General features: G+C 69.5%; 13 protein-coding genes. 8 read left to right on the forward strand and 5 right to left on the reverse strand.

Features of this window, described 5'->3' with window-relative positions:
* Positions 1-36: 36 nt before the first annotated feature.
* The 3 genes from QTH87_RS11320 to QTH87_RS11330 are packed head-to-tail and all read right to left on the reverse strand — an operon-like array spanning position 37 to position 1,949.
* Complete coding sequence (locus tag QTH87_RS11320; protein WP_286609006.1) at positions 37-582, reverse strand: class I SAM-dependent methyltransferase; 546 nt, start codon at positions 580-582, stop codon at positions 37-39.
* Positions 579-719, reverse strand: coding sequence for a hypothetical protein (locus QTH87_RS11325; RefSeq protein ID WP_286609007.1), 141 nt, complete (start codon positions 717-719; stop codon positions 579-581). Before QTH87_RS11325 ends, QTH87_RS11320 begins: the two co-directional genes overlap by 4 nt.
* 9 nt (positions 720-728) lie before the next feature.
* Entirely contained in the window at positions 729-1,949 is a 1,221-nt protein-coding gene (locus tag QTH87_RS11330) for an MFS transporter (protein WP_286609008.1), read from the reverse strand.
* A gap of 111 nt (positions 1,950-2,060) precedes the next feature.
* On the opposite strand from QTH87_RS11330, the gene QTH87_RS11335 reads away from it, so the two are divergent.
* From QTH87_RS11335 to QTH87_RS11350, 4 genes are read left to right on the forward strand one after another with little or no spacing between them, the layout of a single operon-like run.
* Entirely contained in the window at positions 2,061-4,061 is a 2,001-nt protein-coding gene (locus QTH87_RS11335) for a DNA topoisomerase IV subunit B (RefSeq protein WP_286609009.1), read from the forward strand.
* Positions 4,042-4,875, forward strand: coding sequence for a lytic transglycosylase domain-containing protein (locus QTH87_RS11340; RefSeq protein WP_286609010.1), 834 nt, complete (start codon positions 4,042-4,044; stop codon positions 4,873-4,875). Before QTH87_RS11335 ends, QTH87_RS11340 begins: the two co-directional genes overlap by 20 nt.
* A gap of 60 nt (positions 4,876-4,935) precedes the next feature.
* Entirely contained in the window at positions 4,936-7,320 is a 2,385-nt protein-coding gene (gene parC, locus QTH87_RS11345) for a DNA topoisomerase IV subunit A (protein ID WP_286609011.1), read from the forward strand.
* Positions 7,321-7,328: 8 nt separating this feature from the next.
* Positions 7,329-7,514, forward strand: a complete 186-nt coding sequence (locus QTH87_RS11350; RefSeq protein WP_286609012.1) for a hypothetical protein — start codon at positions 7,329-7,331, stop codon at positions 7,512-7,514.
* Between the two features lie 30 nt (positions 7,515-7,544).
* Here the strand turns inward: QTH87_RS11350 and QTH87_RS11355 are convergent, their stop codons facing one another.
* On the reverse strand, positions 7,545-8,663 hold the full coding sequence (locus QTH87_RS11355; protein WP_286609013.1) for an MBL fold metallo-hydrolase: 1,119 nt from the start codon (positions 8,661-8,663) through the stop codon (positions 7,545-7,547).
* Between the two features lie 140 nt (positions 8,664-8,803).
* Between QTH87_RS11355 and QTH87_RS11360 the strand changes: the two genes are divergently transcribed.
* On the forward strand, positions 8,804-12,301 hold the full coding sequence (locus QTH87_RS11360; RefSeq protein ID WP_286609014.1) for a patatin-like phospholipase family protein: 3,498 nt from the start codon (positions 8,804-8,806) through the stop codon (positions 12,299-12,301).
* Positions 12,302-12,401: 100 nt separating this feature from the next.
* Complete coding sequence (locus tag QTH87_RS11365; protein ID WP_286609015.1) at positions 12,402-12,725, forward strand: hypothetical protein; 324 nt, start codon at positions 12,402-12,404, stop codon at positions 12,723-12,725.
* 11 nt (positions 12,726-12,736) lie between these two features.
* Here QTH87_RS11365 and QTH87_RS11370 read toward each other — a convergent pair whose 3' ends face one another.
* Entirely contained in the window at positions 12,737-13,732 is a 996-nt protein-coding gene (locus QTH87_RS11370) for a DUF6929 family protein (RefSeq protein ID WP_286609016.1), read from the reverse strand.
* 188 nt (positions 13,733-13,920) lie between these two features.
* On the opposite strand from QTH87_RS11370, the gene QTH87_RS11375 reads away from it, so the two are divergent.
* Complete coding sequence (locus QTH87_RS11375; protein WP_286609017.1) at positions 13,921-14,592, forward strand: amino acid ABC transporter permease; 672 nt, start codon at positions 13,921-13,923, stop codon at positions 14,590-14,592.
* A gap of 6 nt (positions 14,593-14,598) precedes the next feature.
* The gene (locus tag QTH87_RS11380) at positions 14,599-15,252 is read left to right on the forward strand and encodes an amino acid ABC transporter permease (RefSeq protein WP_286609018.1); all 654 of its coding nucleotides are present in this window, start codon (positions 14,599-14,601) and stop codon (positions 15,250-15,252) included.
* Positions 15,253-15,254 lie beyond the last annotated feature (2 nt).

Genomic DNA, 15,254 nt, shown 5'->3' on the forward strand with positions numbered 1-15,254 from the left:
GGGGGTCGCCCCGGGGTGGGCCGGGTTTCAGGGGCTCTAGAGCGAATGACGCGGCGGTGCGCCGGGCGGCGCTGCCGGGGGCCGCAGGGCTGCAATGCGCTGCACGAAGCGCTCGGGCCCGGCCAGGAAGCCGTCCTCGTAGGCCACCACGCGCAGGCCGGCCGCCGCCGCGAGCAGTTCGCCGGGCTGCAGCAGGAAATCGGGCCGTGAGGGCTTGCCGACGCTCTCGTTGCCCGCCGCGAAGGTTTCATATAGCAAAACGCCACCCGGTGCGACCGCCGACACGATGTCCGCCAGGCGCGGCCGCCAGAGGTAATTGGTGACCACGACGGCCCCGAACTGCCGGCCTTCGAAGGGCCAGGGGCCGGCCTCGATGTCGGCCAGCAACACGGTGCCGTGCGTGCGCGCGGCCTCGGCGGCCTCGGGCGAGCGGTCGACACCGGTGACGGCATGGCCGCGACCTGCGAACCACTGCATGTGGCGCCCGCTGCCGCAGGCGACGTCGAGCACCGTGGCCCCAGGCGCCAGCAGATGCGACCAGCGCACGATCCAGGGCGAGGGCGCCGAAGCGATGGAACTCAAAAGCAGGCCCAGATCTGGTCGATCAGCGTGACCATGAAGGCCGGCCGCGTGTAGAGCGCGAAGACGCCGGCCAGCACCAGCGCCGCGCCGGCCCAGCAGCCGGCGCGTACCAGGCGATCGCGGGCGTTGCTCGACATGGCGGGTTCTCAGGCCGGCTGCAGCCGCGGCGACCGCACGATGGCGCTCTCGCGGATCGGCAGGTTGATCAGCGCCGCGAAGACGCCGAGCGCGATCGCGATGTACCAGACCAGGTTGTAGTTGCCGTTCAGGTCGTACAGGTAGCCGCCGAGCCAGACGCCCAGGAAGGAGCCGACCTGGTGGCTCAGGAAGACGAAGCCGGCCAGCATCGACAGGTGGGCGACGCCGAAGATCTGCGCCACGATGCCGCTGGTGAGCGGCACCGTCGACAGCCACAGGAAACCGATCACGCCCGCGAACACGTAGACCGACAGCGGCGAGATCGGCACCAGCAGGAAGGCCGCGATGGCTATGGCCCGGCCCAGGTAGATGGCGGCGAGCAGCTTGCGCTTGGCCAGCCGGGCGCCGAGCGAGCCTGCGATGTAGGTGCCAAAGATGTTGAACAGGCCGATCAGCGCCAGTGCGTAGCTGGCCACCTGGGGAGCCAGGCCCTGGTCGCGCAGGTAGCTCGGCATGTGGACGCCGATGAACACCACCTGGAAGCCGCAGACGAAGTAGCCCGCCATCAGCAGCGCGAAGCTCGGGTACCTGAAGGCTTCCTGGACCGCCTGCAGGATGGTCTGTTCGCGTGGCGCGTTGCCGGCCGCGAGCCGGGGCTCGCGCAGCCAGAAGGCCAGCGGCACGATCAGCAGCACGAGCGCGGCCAGCACCAGCAGTGCCGAGTGCCAGCCCATCCGCATGATCAGCTGGCCTTCCACCGGCACCATGAGGAACTGGCCGAAGGAGCCGGCCGCCGCCGCCACCCCCATGGCCCAGGAACGCCGCTCGGCCGGAATCTGGCGCCCGATGACGCCGTAGATCACGGCGTAGGTGGTGCCGGCCTGGGCGGCGCCGATCAGCACGCCGGCCGTCAGCGCGAAGGTGAGCGGTGTGGGCGACAGTGCCATGCCGGCGAGCCCCAGCGCGTAGAGGAGCGCCCCTGCGAGCAGCACGCGGAAGGCGCCGAGCTTGTCGGCCAGCATGCCCGCGAAGACGCCGATCACGCCCCAGGAAAGGTTCTGGATCGCGATCGCGAGCGAGAAAACCTGGCGCGACCAGCCCTGTTCCTGGGTGATCGGCTGCAGCCACAGGCCGAATCCGTGGCGGATCCCCATCGAGAGGGTGACGATCATGGCGCCGCACAGGAGCACCCGCTGGACGCTCAATGGCTGGCTGGAGGTGGAGGTCATGGCCGAAAATGTATCGAAAAGGCGGCCGGCCTGCTGTCACGGCGGTGCCGGCGATTGTTGATATTTTCCGCCTTCATTGATGCGCGCCGCCGAAGCCTAGAATCCCGCGCCATGGCAAGCAAGGAACCAGGCAGTTACGGCGAATCCTCGATTCGCGTCCTCAAGGGCCTCGAGCCCGTCAAGCAGCGGCCCGGGATGTACACCCGCACCGACAACCCGCTGCACATCATCCAGGAAGTGCTCGACAACGCGGCCGACGAGGCGCTCGCGGGCTACGGCAAGAAGATCAAGGTGGTGCTCCACACCGACGGTTCGGTCAGCGTCGAGGACGACGGCCGCGGCATTCCGTTCGGCCTGCATCCCGAGGAGAAGGCGCCCGTGGTGGAGCTGGTCTTCACGCGGCTGCACGCAGGCGGCAAGTTCGACAAGGGCTCGGGCGGCGCCTACAGCTTCTCGGGCGGCCTGCACGGCGTGGGGGTCTCGGTGACCAATGCGCTGTCGACCCGGCTCGAGGTCACTTCGTATCGCGAAGGCTCGGTGGCGCAACTCGCGTTCTCGGCCGGCGACGTGGTCGAGAAGCTCAAGGTGCGGCCGCAGGAGAGCGCCGCCGCATCGGCGAGCGGCGACGGTCCGCGCGATCGCCGCCAGGGCACCACGGTGCGGGCCTGGCCCGACCCGAAGTACTTCGAATCGGCCGTGCTGCCGATCAACGAGCTCACGCACCTGCTGCGCAGCAAGGCGGTGCTGATGCCCGGCGTCACCGTGACGCTGGTGGTCGAGAAGACCAAGGACACGCAGACCTGGGCCTACAAGGGCGGCCTGCGCGACTACCTCATGCAGACGCTCAACGGCGACCCCGTGATCCCGCTGTTCGAAGGCGCCGGCCATGCCGACAAGAACGCCGACAACTTCGCCGAAGGCGAGGGCGCCGAATGGTGCGTGGCCTTCACCGAGGACGGCCAGCCGGTGCGTGAGAGCTACGTCAACCTGATTCCCACCAGCGCCGGCGGCACCCACGAGAGCGGCCTGCGCGATGGCCTGTTCACGGCGGTCAAGAGCTTCATCGAGCTGCATTCGCTGCTGCCCAAGGGCGTCAAGCTGCTGCCCGAGGACGTGTTCGCGCGCGCTTCCTACGTGCTGTCGGCCAAGGTGCTCGATCCGCAGTTCCAGGGCCAGATCAAGGAGCGCCTGAATTCGCGCGACGCGGTGCGTCTGGTGTCGAGCTTCGTGCGTCCGGCGCTCGAGCTCTGGCTGAACCAGCACGTCGACTACGGCCGCAAGCTGGCCGAGCTCGCGATCAAGGCGGCCCAGACCCGGCAGCGGGCCGGCCAGAAGGTCGAGAAGCGCAAGGGCTCGGGCGTGGCCGTGCTGCCCGGCAAGCTGACCGACTGCGAGAGCCGCGACATCGCCCACAACGAGGTGTTCCTGGTCGAGGGCGACTCGGCCGGCGGCAGCGCGAAGATGGGCCGCGACAAGGAAAGCCAGGCCATCCTGCCGCTGCGCGGCAAGGTGCTCAATACCTGGGAAGTGGAGCGCGACCGGCTGTTCGCCAACACCGAGATCCACGACATCTCGGTGGCGGTCGGCGTCGATCCGCACGGCCCCGACGATTCCCCCGACATGTCGGGCCTGCGCTACGGCAAGGTCTGCATCCTGAGCGACGCCGACGTCGACGGCTCGCACATCCAGGTGCTGCTGCTGACGCTGTTCTTCCGCCACTTCCCGAAGCTGATCGAGACCGGCCACGTCTACGTGGCCAAGCCGCCGCTGTTCCGGGTCGATGCGCCCGCGCGCGGCAAGAAGCCGGCCGCGAAGTTCTATGCGCTCGACGACGGCGAGCTGGTCGCCATCCTCGACAAGCTGCGCAAGGACGGCGTGCGCGAAGGCGCCTGGAGCATCAGCCGCTTCAAGGGGCTGGGCGAGATGAACGCCGAGCAGCTGTGGGAGACCACGCTCAACCCCGACACGCGGCGCCTGCTGCAGGTGCGGCTGGGCCGCTTCGACGCCGCGGCCACGCAGGGCGAGATCACCAAGCTCATGGGCAAGGGCGAGGCGGCGGCCCGCCGCGAGCTCATGGAGCTGCGTGCCGACGATGTCGAGATCGACGTCTAGAACCCTGTTGCTCGCGGCGCTGTTGTCATGGCTGCCGGCGCTCCAGTCTGCGCGCGCGGCCGACATCTACGGCTACCTCGACGAGAAGGGCGTTGCGCATTTCGCCTCCGAGAAGATCGACGAGCGCTACCAGCTGTTCTTTCGCGGCGGCCAGAGCTTCGACACGGCCAACGGCGTCGGCCCCCTGGGTCGCGGCGCCCGGGGCATGATCGACGGCAAGGTGCCGCCGGCCTCGCAGGCCCTGCTCGCGCTGTTCGAGGCCTCGCCGAGCTACAAGCCGGCCAAGGGCGCGCTGCGCGAGGCTGCGCGGCGGCATTCGATCGACTACGAGCTGTTGCAGGCGCTGGTGGCGACCGAATCGGGCTTCGACGCGCGCGCGGTGTCGCCCAAGGGCGCCCTGGGACTGATGCAGCTGATGCCCGCCACAGCGCAGCGCTACGGCGTCGCCGGCGACCGGAAGACCTCGCTCGAGGAAAAGCTGTTCGATCCGCGCATCAACGTCGCCACCGGCTCGCGTCACCTGAGCGAGCTGATCGCGATGTATCCGGGCCGCCTCGAGCTGGCGCTGGCGGCCTACAACGCGGGCGAGGGCGCCGTGCAGCGCGCCGGCAACAGGATTCCCGACTACCGCGAGACGCAGAACTACGTCACGACCGTGCTGCAGCTCTACGCCTACCTGAAACCGAGCGCGGCCCTCGGCCGCGGCAAGTCGCCCGGCCGCATCAAGATGGAACTGGTGCCGCGGGGCGGCGCCGTCGGACGTGGCAACATGCCGTCCGGCCTCGGCCCGACGCCGAGCACGCCGACCGAATGAACTCCGCCGCGGCAGCCGCCAACGGCTGCCAGCCGAACTCCCCTTCAATCTGAATCTCCCATGGACTCCCAACCCTCGCTCGATCTGCAGAGCCCCGAAGACGACGGCGCCCTGACGCTCGCCGACTACGCCCAGACCGCCTACCTCGAATACGCGCTCAGCGTGGTCAAGGGCCGCGCGCTGCCGGACGTCAGCGACGGCCAGAAGCCGGTGCAGCGGCGCATCCTGTATTCGATGTCGCGCATGGGCCTGGGCTTCGGCGGCGCCAACGGCACCGTCGGTGCCAAGCCCGTGAAGAGCGCGCGCGTGGTCGGCGACGTGCTCGGCCGCTTTCATCCGCACAGCGACCAGGCGGCCTACGACGCGCTGGTGCGCATGGCGCAGGATTTCTCGCAGCGCTATCCGCTGGTCGACGGGCAAGGCAACTTCGGCAGCCGCGACGGCGACGGCGCGGCGGCGATGCGATACACCGAGGCGCGCCTCGCGCGCATCACGAGCCTGCTGCTCGACGAGATCGACGAAGGCACGGTCGACTTCATCCCCAACTACGACGGCTCGACCGAGGAGCCGCGCCTGCTGCCCGCGCGGCTGCCGTTCGCGCTGCTCAACGGCGCGAGCGGCATCGCGGTGGGCCTGGCGACCGAGATTCCGAGCCACAACCTGCGCGAGATCGCCGATGCCTGCGTGGCGCTGATCAAGTCCAACGGCAAGCTTTCCGAGGAAGAACTGCTGGCGCTGGTGCCGGGCCCCGACTTCCCCGGCGGCGCGCAGATCATCAGTCCCGCGGCCGACATCGCCGAGGCCTACCGCACCGGCCGCGGCTCGCTCAAGGTGCGCGCGCGCTGGAAGATCGAGGAGCTCGCGCGCGGCCAATGGCAGCTGGTGGTCAACGAGTTGCCCCCTGGCGTCAGCACGCAGAAGGTGCTGGAGGAGATCGAGGAGATCACCAACCCCAAGATCAAGGCCGGCAAGAAGGCGTTGAGCACCGACCAGACCCAGCTCAAGGCCGCGATGCTGTCGGTGCTGGACGTGGTGCGCGACGAGTCGAGCAAGGATGCGCCGGTGCGGCTGGTGTTCGAGCCCAAGACCTCGCGCATCAGCCAGGACGAGTTCATCACCACGCTGCTCGCGCAGACCTCGCTCGAGAGCTCGTCCTCGATCAACCTCACGATGGTGGGCATCGACGGCAAGCCGACCCAGAAGTCGCTGCGCCAGATGCTCAACGAGTGGATCGCGTTCCGCGAGATCACGGTCGAGAAGCGCTCGCGCCATCGCCTGGGCAAGGTGCAGGACCGCATCCACATCCTCGAGGGCCGGCAGCTGGTGCTGCTCAACATCGACGAGGTGATCGCGATCATCCGCGCGGCCGAGGACCCGAAGGCGGCGCTGATCGCCCGCTTCGCGCTCAGCGAGCGGCAGGCCGAGGACATCCTCGAGATCCGGCTGCGCCAGCTGGCCCGGCTGGAAGCGATCAAGATCGAGCAGGAGCTCAAGGGCCTGCGCGAGGACCAGAAGAAGCTCGAGGAAATCCTCGGCAGCCCGGCCGCGCTGCGGCGCCTGCTGGTCAAGGAGATCGAGGCCGACGCCAAGAGCTTCGAGGACCCGCGCCGCACGCTGATCCAGGCCGAGAAGCGCGCGGTGGCCGAGGTGCGGGTGGTCGACGAGCCGGTCACGGTGATCGTCTCGCAGAAGGGCTGGGTGCGCACGCAGAAGGGCTGGGCCAGCGAGCGCGCCGCGGGTGCGGCCGCGCCCGAATACAGCTTCAAGTCGGGCGATGCGCTCTACGGTGCCTTCGAATGCCGCTCGGTCGACACGCTGCTGGTCTTCGGCACTGCCAAGGACAAGGGCGTGCGGGTCTACAGCGTGGCCGTGGCCTCGCTGCCGGGCGGTCGCGGCGACGGTCAGCCCGTGACCACGCTGATCGACCTCGACAGCGGCACGCACGTGGCCCACTACTTCGCGGGGCCGGCCGGCGCCAGCCTGCTGCTCTCGAACACCGGCGGTTACGGCTTCATCGCGGCGGTCGAGAACATGATCTCGCGCCAGCGCGGCGGCAAGGCCTTCATCGACGTCGGCGAGGGCGAGCAGCTGTGCCGGCCCTCGCTGGTCGGCGGTGCCGGCGGCGCCGAGCCGCTGCCTGCGGCCACGCACGTGGCCTGCGCATCGACCGGCGGTCGCATCCTGACCTTCGAGATCGCGGAACTCAAGGCGCTGCCCAAGGGCGGCCGCGGCCTGACGCTGATCGATCTCGAACCCAAGGACACGCTGGCCGGTGCCGCGGCCTACACGCGCAGCGTGCGCATCGAGGGTGTCGGCCGCGGCGGCAAGGAGCGCGAGGAGACGCTCGAGATCCGCACGCTCAACAATGCGCGCGCGGCGCGGGCGCGCAAGGGCAAGGCGGCCGATCTCGGCTTCAAGCCGAGCGGCGTCGTGCGCGTGCTCTAGGAGGCGCCATGGACATCGGAATCATCGGCGTGGTGATCGCGGTGGCGAGCGGTCTTTGCAGCTTTGCGCTCGGCCGCTGGATCACCAACAAGCGGCGGCAGAAGAAGGCCGACCAGGCGCGAGCCGCGGCCGAGGCCGGCCAGAGCAGGCAGGTGCGCCGCGCGAACCAGAGGCAGCGGCAGCGCCGGAGCTAGCCACGGCCGGCTGCGTCGCGACGACAGGCGCTATTTCAGCCCCTGCCACCAGCGCACGTTGCTGCGCGGCTGACCGATCGTCAGCACCTCGCCGATGACCGGGGTGGCGAGAGAGATGTTCCTGCTCTCCGACAGGTCCGCGATGCGATCCAGCGGGTCGTGCCAGGTGTGGAAGGCGAGATCGAAGGTGCTGTTGTGCACCGAGAACAGCACCTTGCCACGCAGGTCCTCGAAGGCCCGAACGCTTTCCTCGGGCGTCATGTGGACCGCGGGCCAGTAGGCGTCGTAGGCGCCGTTCTCGATCAGCGCGAGGTCGAAGCCGCCGAAGCGTTCGCCGATCTCGCGGAAACCCTTGAAGTAGCCGGAATCGCCGCTGTAGAAGATGCGCTGGTCGCCGCTCTGGATCACCCACGAGGCCCACAGCGTGCTGTCGCGGTCGCTCAGCGAGCGGCCCGAGAAATGCTGCGCCGGTGTCGCGGTCAGTTCGACGCCGTCGAACTTCGCGCTCTGCCACCAGTCGAGCTCGGTCACGCGGTCGGCCGGCACGCCGAGCTCGACCAGCCGCGCCTTGACGCCGAGCGGCGCGAAGTAGCGCTGCACGCGCTGCGCCAGGTACTCGATGGTCGCGACGTCGAGGTGGTCGTAGTGGTCGTGCGAGAGGATCAGGCCCTCGATCGGGGGCAACTGCTCGAGCGCGATCGGCGGCGGGTGGAAGCGCTTGGGGCCCAGCCACTGGAAGGGCGACACGCGTTCGCTGAAGACCGGATCGATCAGCCAGAACTTGCCGCGCAGCTTGAGCAGATGCGACGAATGGCCCAGGCGCACGATGTGGTTGGCCTGCGCGTCGAGCGCCTCGAGTTGCGCCGGGGTCAGCGATTGCACCGGGATCGGATCGACCGGCACGGTGTCGGTCTTGTTGCCGAAGAAGAAGCGCGACCAGATCGTCCAGGTGCCGGCCGAAGGCTTGGCGTCGGGGTTCGGCGGGTTGCGGAAGCCGCAGTCCCGGAACTGCGGCGAGGCCGCATAGGACGACTCGCAGGCACCCTGGCTCGCGCAACTCGCCAGCAGGGCGCCCAGTGCCACGACGAGGGGCGGCAGCCAGCGCGGGCGGGCCTTCGGGGCGGGGGCGTGGAGGTGCGCGGCGGACATGACGGAAGTGCTTTCTGTTCTGTTGGAGGTGCTTCGCCGGGCGCCAGCTTAACCGCCGCCGGGGCGCGAGGCATAGGCCGTTCGAGCCATTGATGGATCGGGCCGGCCATGAAATATTGACGCGAACCACAAGGACCTGCATGGACGAGACCATCCAGAAGCTGGTGGCCGAGCGTCGGCGCGCACTCCACGGCACCGACGACGGCCGGCGGCCCTGGGGCCTGGCACTGTCGGGCGGCGGCATTCGCAGCGCGACCTTCTGCCTCGGCCTGATCAAGGCGCTCGCGGCGCGCCGGCAACTGCTCAAGTTCGACATCGTGTCCACCGTCTCGGGCGGTGGCTACATCGGCTCGGCGCTCGGCCGTCTGTGCCACGACGCCGGCTCGCCCGACGAGGTGCGCCAGATCGAGGAGGCGCTCGGCGACGTAGACCGCGCGCGCTTCGGCTGGTGGCTGCGCGCCAACGGCCGCTATCTGATTCCCGGGGGCCTGCGCGACACGCTGTTCGCTGCCGCGCTGTACCTGCGCAACCTGCTGGCAACCCACATCGAGCTCGCGATCGCGGCCAGCCTGATCGGCATGGTGCTGGCGGCCACCAACCTGCTGCTGTGGGACGCCGTGTTTCGCGCGGTCGACCTCAACAGCGTGCCGCCCGACGCGGTGGTGCGATCGACCCAGGTCGATGCGCTGCAGTTCCTGCGGCTGTCGGTGGAGTGGGCCACGCAATGGCCGACGCTCTGGTTCACGCTGATCGGGCCGTTCATCGCCTCGGTCGTGCTGGCCTGCGCCTACTGGTCGGTGAGCGACAAGCCGTCGACGCGGTCGATATTGCTGCAGATCGCGATGTGGCTGGCGCTCGGCATCGGTGCCGCCTGGGTCGGGCCCAAGCTGATGCTGCGCTACAGCGGGCCGCCATGGCTGGCGCCGGCCTTCGAGATGTTCGCGGTCTGCTGGGTGGTGGCGCTGCTCTGGGTGCTGTATCGAAGCCGCCGCCAGACGCCCCCGGCGCTGCGCAACGAACTGACCGACCGGCTCGCCTCGGTCATCAACGCGGCGCTGCTGATCGTGATGCTGGGGCTGCTGGACCGCAGCGCCTGGTGGCTCGCGGCCGAGAGCCAGGAGCAGCGCATCTCGTACGGCGCCGTGCTGCTGGTGGCCGCGGCGATCCTGCGCGGCGTGCTGCCGATGCTGCTGTCGCATCGGCAGGAACTGCCGGGCATCGGCAAGACGCTGGTGATGACGCTGGCCAGCATGCTCGGACTGGCCCTGGCCTTCTGCCTGGCCGCCTGGTGGGTGGGCGTGGTCTATGCGGCGGTGCTGCTGCCGGTGTTCACGCCGGCCGGGCTGGACTTCATGCGCGGCTGGGCCTGGCTGGGCACCATCGCCGTGATCATCGGCGTCTATGCGCTGGTGACCGGGCGCAACTTCGCCTTCCTGAACGCATCCTCGCTGCACATGTTCTACAAGGCGCGCATCGTGCGCGGCTACCTCGGCGCGGCCAATGCGCGGCGCCTCGGCGCCCGGCCGATCGACAAGGTGTCGGGGCTGGAGCCGCCCGACGTGCCGGTCGGCGAGGTCGACGCGCACGACGACATCTCGCAGCTGCGTTATGCGCCGCACGTGCACGGGGGTCCGGTGCACCTGGCCAACGTGTGCATCAACCAGACCCACGACACCAAGGAGCGGCTCTTCAATCGCGACCGCAAGAGTCAGCCGATGACCATCGGCCCGCTGGGCTGGATGCAGGCCGGCGGCGCCCAGTGGACGCAGGCGCACGGCGATGGCGCGCTCTCGCTCGGCGCCTGGGCCGCCATCTCGGGCGCGGCCTTCGCGCCCGGCCTCGGACGGCTGACCAAGCGCGGCATCGCCGCCCTCTCGGTCTTCGCCGGGCTGCGCCTGGGCTACTGGTGGAACAGCGCCGAGGCCGGCGTCATGCAGCGCGGCGCGGTGGTGCATGCCAATCCGCTGCTCATGAAGACGCGCTTCATGCTGCTCGAATGCTTCGGCGCCTTTCCGGGCAGCAGCTCGGCCAACTGGTACCTGAGCGATGGCGGCCATTTCGAGAACACGGGCGCCTATGCGCTGCTCAGGCAGGAGGCCGCGCTGATCGTGATCGCCGACTGCGGCGCCGATCCGGACTACCGCTTCTGCGACCTCGAGATCCTGATCCGCCGCGCCCGCATCGACCTCAATGCCGAGATCGTGTTCATGAAGCCGCGGCCCGACGCCGAGTGGACGCACCTGGGCGCTTTCGGTTCGCTCAACGACCTGGCCTCGCCGACCAGCCAGGCCTGCCTGGCGCTGGCGCAGGTGCGCTATGCGAGCGGTGCCACCGGACAGATCGTGCTGGTCAAGCCCAACGTGTCGGCCTCGCTGCCGGTCGATCTGGTCAATTTCAAGGCCGCCAATCCCCTGTTCCCGCAGCAGCCGACCACCGACCAGTTCTTCGACGAGGCGCAGTGGGAGAGCTACTTCCGCCTCGGCTCCGAGATCGGCTTCCGGCTCGACGACGAGCTGCTCGAGCACGTGGCCGCCGGGGCGCCCGGCCTGTTCGTGGTCGACGACGGCCAGCCCGATGCCAGCCCGCGCAGCGCCAGGCCCGGCGACAAGGACAGTGCGGCGGCGGCCGCGGTCGGCTCGATGAGCCGGCTGCAGGCGCGCGTGCTGAAGGCCGGCGCGGTGACCGCCTCGATCGGCATCGGTACGGCGGCCACCTTCGGCGTCGCGGCCTGGCAGGGCATCGACAGCTGGCGCTCGCAGCGGGCCGACCAGGAGAAGTCCGAGAACAGCGCCTTCAAGGACCTGACCGAGCGCTGGGCCCACCTGCGCACCGCGGGCGGTGGCGATGCGCCGGCCCTGCTTGCGGCCGAGCTGCTGCGCACCGGCGACCTGCTGTGCCGCGAGGGCAGCGACAACTTCATGGCCAAGTTCAGGCTCTCGGTGCGCATGGTCGACGATGCCAAGCAGGCCTGTGCGGGCGAGGCGGCGGGCCAACGCACGCCAGCCTGCACGCGGCTGCTCGATGCCGGCAACGGCATCGACTGCCTGCAGCCGGCGCAGGCACCGCCGTGCGCGCCGCGCTATTGGGCGCGCGACTACAGCGGCCAGACCGGCTCCAAGCAGAACTGCAGCGGCATCCTGCCCGAGCCGTTCGCGCTCGCGGTGTGGCTGCGCGAGCGCGTCACCGGGCAGCGCATGGTGCGCGTGGTGACCGGTCCGCCGGCGCCCGCCGCCCAGCCGCCGCTGCCCGATGGCTCGCCCGCCCCCGTGCCGGCGCCGATCGCCCGCGATGCCTGCGAGGGCGCAGTCGTGTACATCCTCACCTATGGCACCGCGCTGCGCGACAAGGCGCGTGCCTGGCGCGGACCGTGGCGCGAACTCGGCGCCTCGGTGCCACCGATCGAGGACGTGCTGAGCACCTCCCGGCGTGCCGGCCGGGCGCCGCCGGTCGGCCACGAAGCGCCGACCGTGGTCATCCGCGAGGAATCCTCACGCGCCTGCGCGGTGGCGCTGACGCAGACCGCGGCCTCGCCGACCGGTCAGCCCTGGGCGATCAAGCTGCTGCCGCGTCCGACCAAGGCCGACCCCGGGGCCATCGAGGTCTGGCTGCCGCGCATCAAGGACGCCTACATGCCCTGAGTTCACACCTTCGGTGGATGACGGGCGGCGCGGCGCGCGGTCCAATGCATCCAGCGGCGCGCCGCTGACGCCAGTGGCCGCCGCCGATCGGGAGAGGGCCATGAACACATCGACTTCGATTGCCGCGCTCTGCGCGGCCTGCGTCTTCGGCGCCGGCTGCGACAGCCAGCCCGCGGTCGCGTATGTCGCGCACGGCGCCGACTTCAGCGTGCTGGGCCTGACCGAGGAGGCCGCGGGCTGCGAACCGCCGGCCAGGCTCGGTTACCTCACGGGATGGGACGGCAAGACGGTGCGCGGCTGCTGGGTGCGCGACCGTGCCGAGATCCGCCTTCGCTTCGACGGCGGGCTGGACGACCGCCGCATTCCGGTCGGCGACTTCCACCGCACCGAGATCGCGCAGTACCGGCGTTCGGCGCTCGACTGAGCGGACCGCGCTCAGCGCCGCGCGGCGCTCGTCAACGTGAGCTCGACGTCGAAGAACTCGCTGCTGCCGTCGTCGTTGTCGCTCACCAGGGCACCGCGCGCGCGCCGCGCCGTGGTCTGCCTGAGCGCGATCGACTCCACCTTGGTCTTGAGCACCATGCCGCGCTGCGTGAGCAGCCAGGCACTCTCGCGCAGGTCGAGCGGGGCCCTGTCCTTCAGCCTGGCCAGCGCGATGAGCCCCACATAGCTGCCCAGCACCGCGCCGTCGTCGATGGCGTTGTCGGCGCCCTCGACAGAGGCCGTGAACACCAGGCTGTCGATCTCGGGCCAGTAGTCGGCGCCCGAGAAGCCGGCCTCGCGGCCGCCGAGGCGCGGCAGGCTCGCCTCGTGCAGGTCGATGTGCTCGATGCGGTCGATGCTGCCGCCCATGTAGGCCATGAGGTCATCGACCGACACCCTGTACAGGATGTTGCGGACCGCGTTGCCGCGATTGAAGAACCAGGCGTCGCCGCGCGCGATCGCCAGCGCCTCGATGTTCACGAGCACGCCCGGCGCGAAGCCTGCGAGCCGGGCGAAGTCGCCGTACAGCGCCGCCATGTCGCGCGTGCGCGGCGCCGACCGGCCATCGGTGGCGACCAGCAGGCCGGTCTGGCGCGTGCCCCTCCTGCTGCCCGAGCCGAGGATCAGGTTCCACACGGCGCCTGCATGCGTGACCGTGGCCATGGCCTCGTAGTCGGGCTTCAGGTGCTTGGCGATGCGGCCGTCGGCCTGCACCGGGAAGCGCGCCAGGCGCGTGCGGCCGGAGATCGCGAACTTCGGGTCCAGCGTGAAGAGGTAGGCGGCGTCGTCGCCCACCACGAAATACCTGCCGCCGTGCCAGGTCATGCCGGAGCCCGACGAAAGCTCCGGCCGGACGACCGGTCCGGTGAGCCGGATCGACAGGTCGGCGGCCTGTGCGCTCCAGGCCGCGATCGCAAGCAGCAGCCCGGCCCAGAGACGCAGGTTCATGGCGTGGGCCGGTCGGTTCGGTCGACCTGGATGACGGCGGACATGCCCCAGTGTAGGCAGCGAGGCTGGGATAGGGGAATCCCTAGGTGCGACTGAAACCGGTTTCAATATACTCGCCTGCACCGCAACGGAGCGTTCCGCCTGCGCTGCGCACCTTCATCGACCGCCCTCCGACTCTTCGTCTCCCAGTGAACTATCAATTCCAGTTCGACGCCGTCTTCGCGGCCTGGCCGCTGCTGCTCAAGGGCACCTGGATCACGATCCAGCTGTCGCTGGTGGCCATGCTGCTGGGCCTGCTGGTGTCGATCTTCTGCGCCTGGGGCAAGACCTCCGGGCCGGGGTGGCTGCGCTTCCTGGTCAATGCCTACATCGAGGTGATCCGCAACACGCCTTTCCTCGTGCAGCTGTTCTTCTTCTTCTTCGCGCTGCCCGCGATCGGGCTGCGCTGGTCGCCCTACACGGCGGCGCTCACCGCCATGGTGGTCAATCTCGGGGCCTACGCCGCCGAGATCGTGCGCGCCGGCATCGAATCGATCCCCAAGGGCCAGATCGAGGCGGGCAGGGCGCTCAACCTCAAGCCGTGGGAGATCTTCCGCTTCGTGATCCTCAAGCCCGCGCTCAAGGCCATCTATCCGGCCCTCACCAGCCAGTTCATCCTGCTGATGCTGAGCTCTGCCGTGGTGTCGGTGATCTCGGCCGACGACCTGACCTCGGTGGCCGCCAACCTGCAGTCGCAGACCTTCCGCAGCTTCGAGATCTACATCGTCGTGGCCGGCATCTATCTGCTGCTCTCGCTGAGCTTCTCGGCGCTGTTCAAGCTGATCTACCGGCACACCCTCAACTATCCGGATCGGCGCTGACACCCCATGCGTACCTTCGGCTTTCCCGAATTCCTGTTCATCCTCGAGGCCGCGCAGTGGACGCTCGCGCTGTCGGCGATCGCCTTCGTCGGTGGCTCGGTCCTGGGACTCGTCATCGCACTTGCGCGCACATCCGAGAACCGCATCGCGCGCGCGCTGTCGACCGGCTTCATCCAGGTCTTCCAGGGTACGCCGCTGCTGCTGCAGCTGTTCCTGATCTTCTTCGGCGCGCCCGTGCTCGGGCTCGACATCAATCCGTGGATCGCCGCCGGCGTGGCCCTGGTGCTCAACAGCGCGGCCTTCCTCGGCGAGATCTGGCGCGGCTGCATCGATGCCGTGCCGCGCGGCCAGTGGGAGGCCGCGCAGGCGCTCAACCTCGGCTACGGCTCGCGCATGCGCGACGTGGTCCTGCCGCAGGCCTTCAAGATCGCGCTGCCACCCACGGTGGGCTACCTCGTGCAGATCATCAAGGGCACCTCGCTCGCGGCCATCATCGGCTTCACCGAGATCACGCGCGCGGGCCAGATCATCAACAACGCCACCTTCCAGCCGCTGTACGTGTTCACGACCGTGGCGGCGCTCTACTTCATCATCTGCTGGCCGCTCTCGCTGCTGGCTGCGCGCATGGAGCGCAACCGTGCACGTGCACTCACCCGCTGAAC

This window comes from Variovorax jilinensis (assembly GCF_030316885.1).
Lineage (GTDB): Bacteria > Pseudomonadota > Gammaproteobacteria > Burkholderiales > Burkholderiaceae_C > Variovorax > Variovorax jilinensis.

Excerpts from the sequence above, each read along its gene's own strand:
- QTH87_RS11380 (WP_286609018.1), top strand. The coding sequence starts at position 14,599 with ATGCGTACCTTCGGCTTTCCCGAATTCCTGTTCATCCTCGAGGCCGCG.
- QTH87_RS11340 (WP_286609010.1), top strand. The coding sequence starts at position 4,042 with ATGTCGAGATCGACGTCTAGAACCCTGTTGCTCGCGGCGCTGTTGTCA.
- QTH87_RS11350 (WP_286609012.1), top strand. The coding sequence starts at position 7,329 with ATGGACATCGGAATCATCGGCGTGGTGATCGCGGTGGCGAGCGGTCTT.
- QTH87_RS11360 (WP_286609014.1), top strand. The coding sequence starts at position 8,804 with ATGGACGAGACCATCCAGAAGCTGGTGGCCGAGCGTCGGCGCGCACTC.
- QTH87_RS11325 (WP_286609007.1), bottom strand. The coding sequence starts at position 719 with ATGTCGAGCAACGCCCGCGATCGCCTGGTACGCGCCGGCTGCTGGGCC.
- parC (WP_286609011.1), top strand. The coding sequence starts at position 4,936 with ATGGACTCCCAACCCTCGCTCGATCTGCAGAGCCCCGAAGACGACGGC.
- QTH87_RS11370 (WP_286609016.1), bottom strand. The coding sequence starts at position 13,732 with ATGAACCTGCGTCTCTGGGCCGGGCTGCTGCTTGCGATCGCGGCCTGG.
- QTH87_RS11330 (WP_286609008.1), bottom strand. The coding sequence starts at position 1,949 with ATGACCTCCACCTCCAGCCAGCCATTGAGCGTCCAGCGGGTGCTCCTG.
- QTH87_RS11355 (WP_286609013.1), bottom strand. The coding sequence starts at position 8,663 with ATGTCCGCCGCGCACCTCCACGCCCCCGCCCCGAAGGCCCGCCCGCGC.
- QTH87_RS11335 (WP_286609009.1), top strand. The coding sequence starts at position 2,061 with ATGGCAAGCAAGGAACCAGGCAGTTACGGCGAATCCTCGATTCGCGTC.
- QTH87_RS11365 (WP_286609015.1), top strand. The coding sequence starts at position 12,402 with ATGAACACATCGACTTCGATTGCCGCGCTCTGCGCGGCCTGCGTCTTC.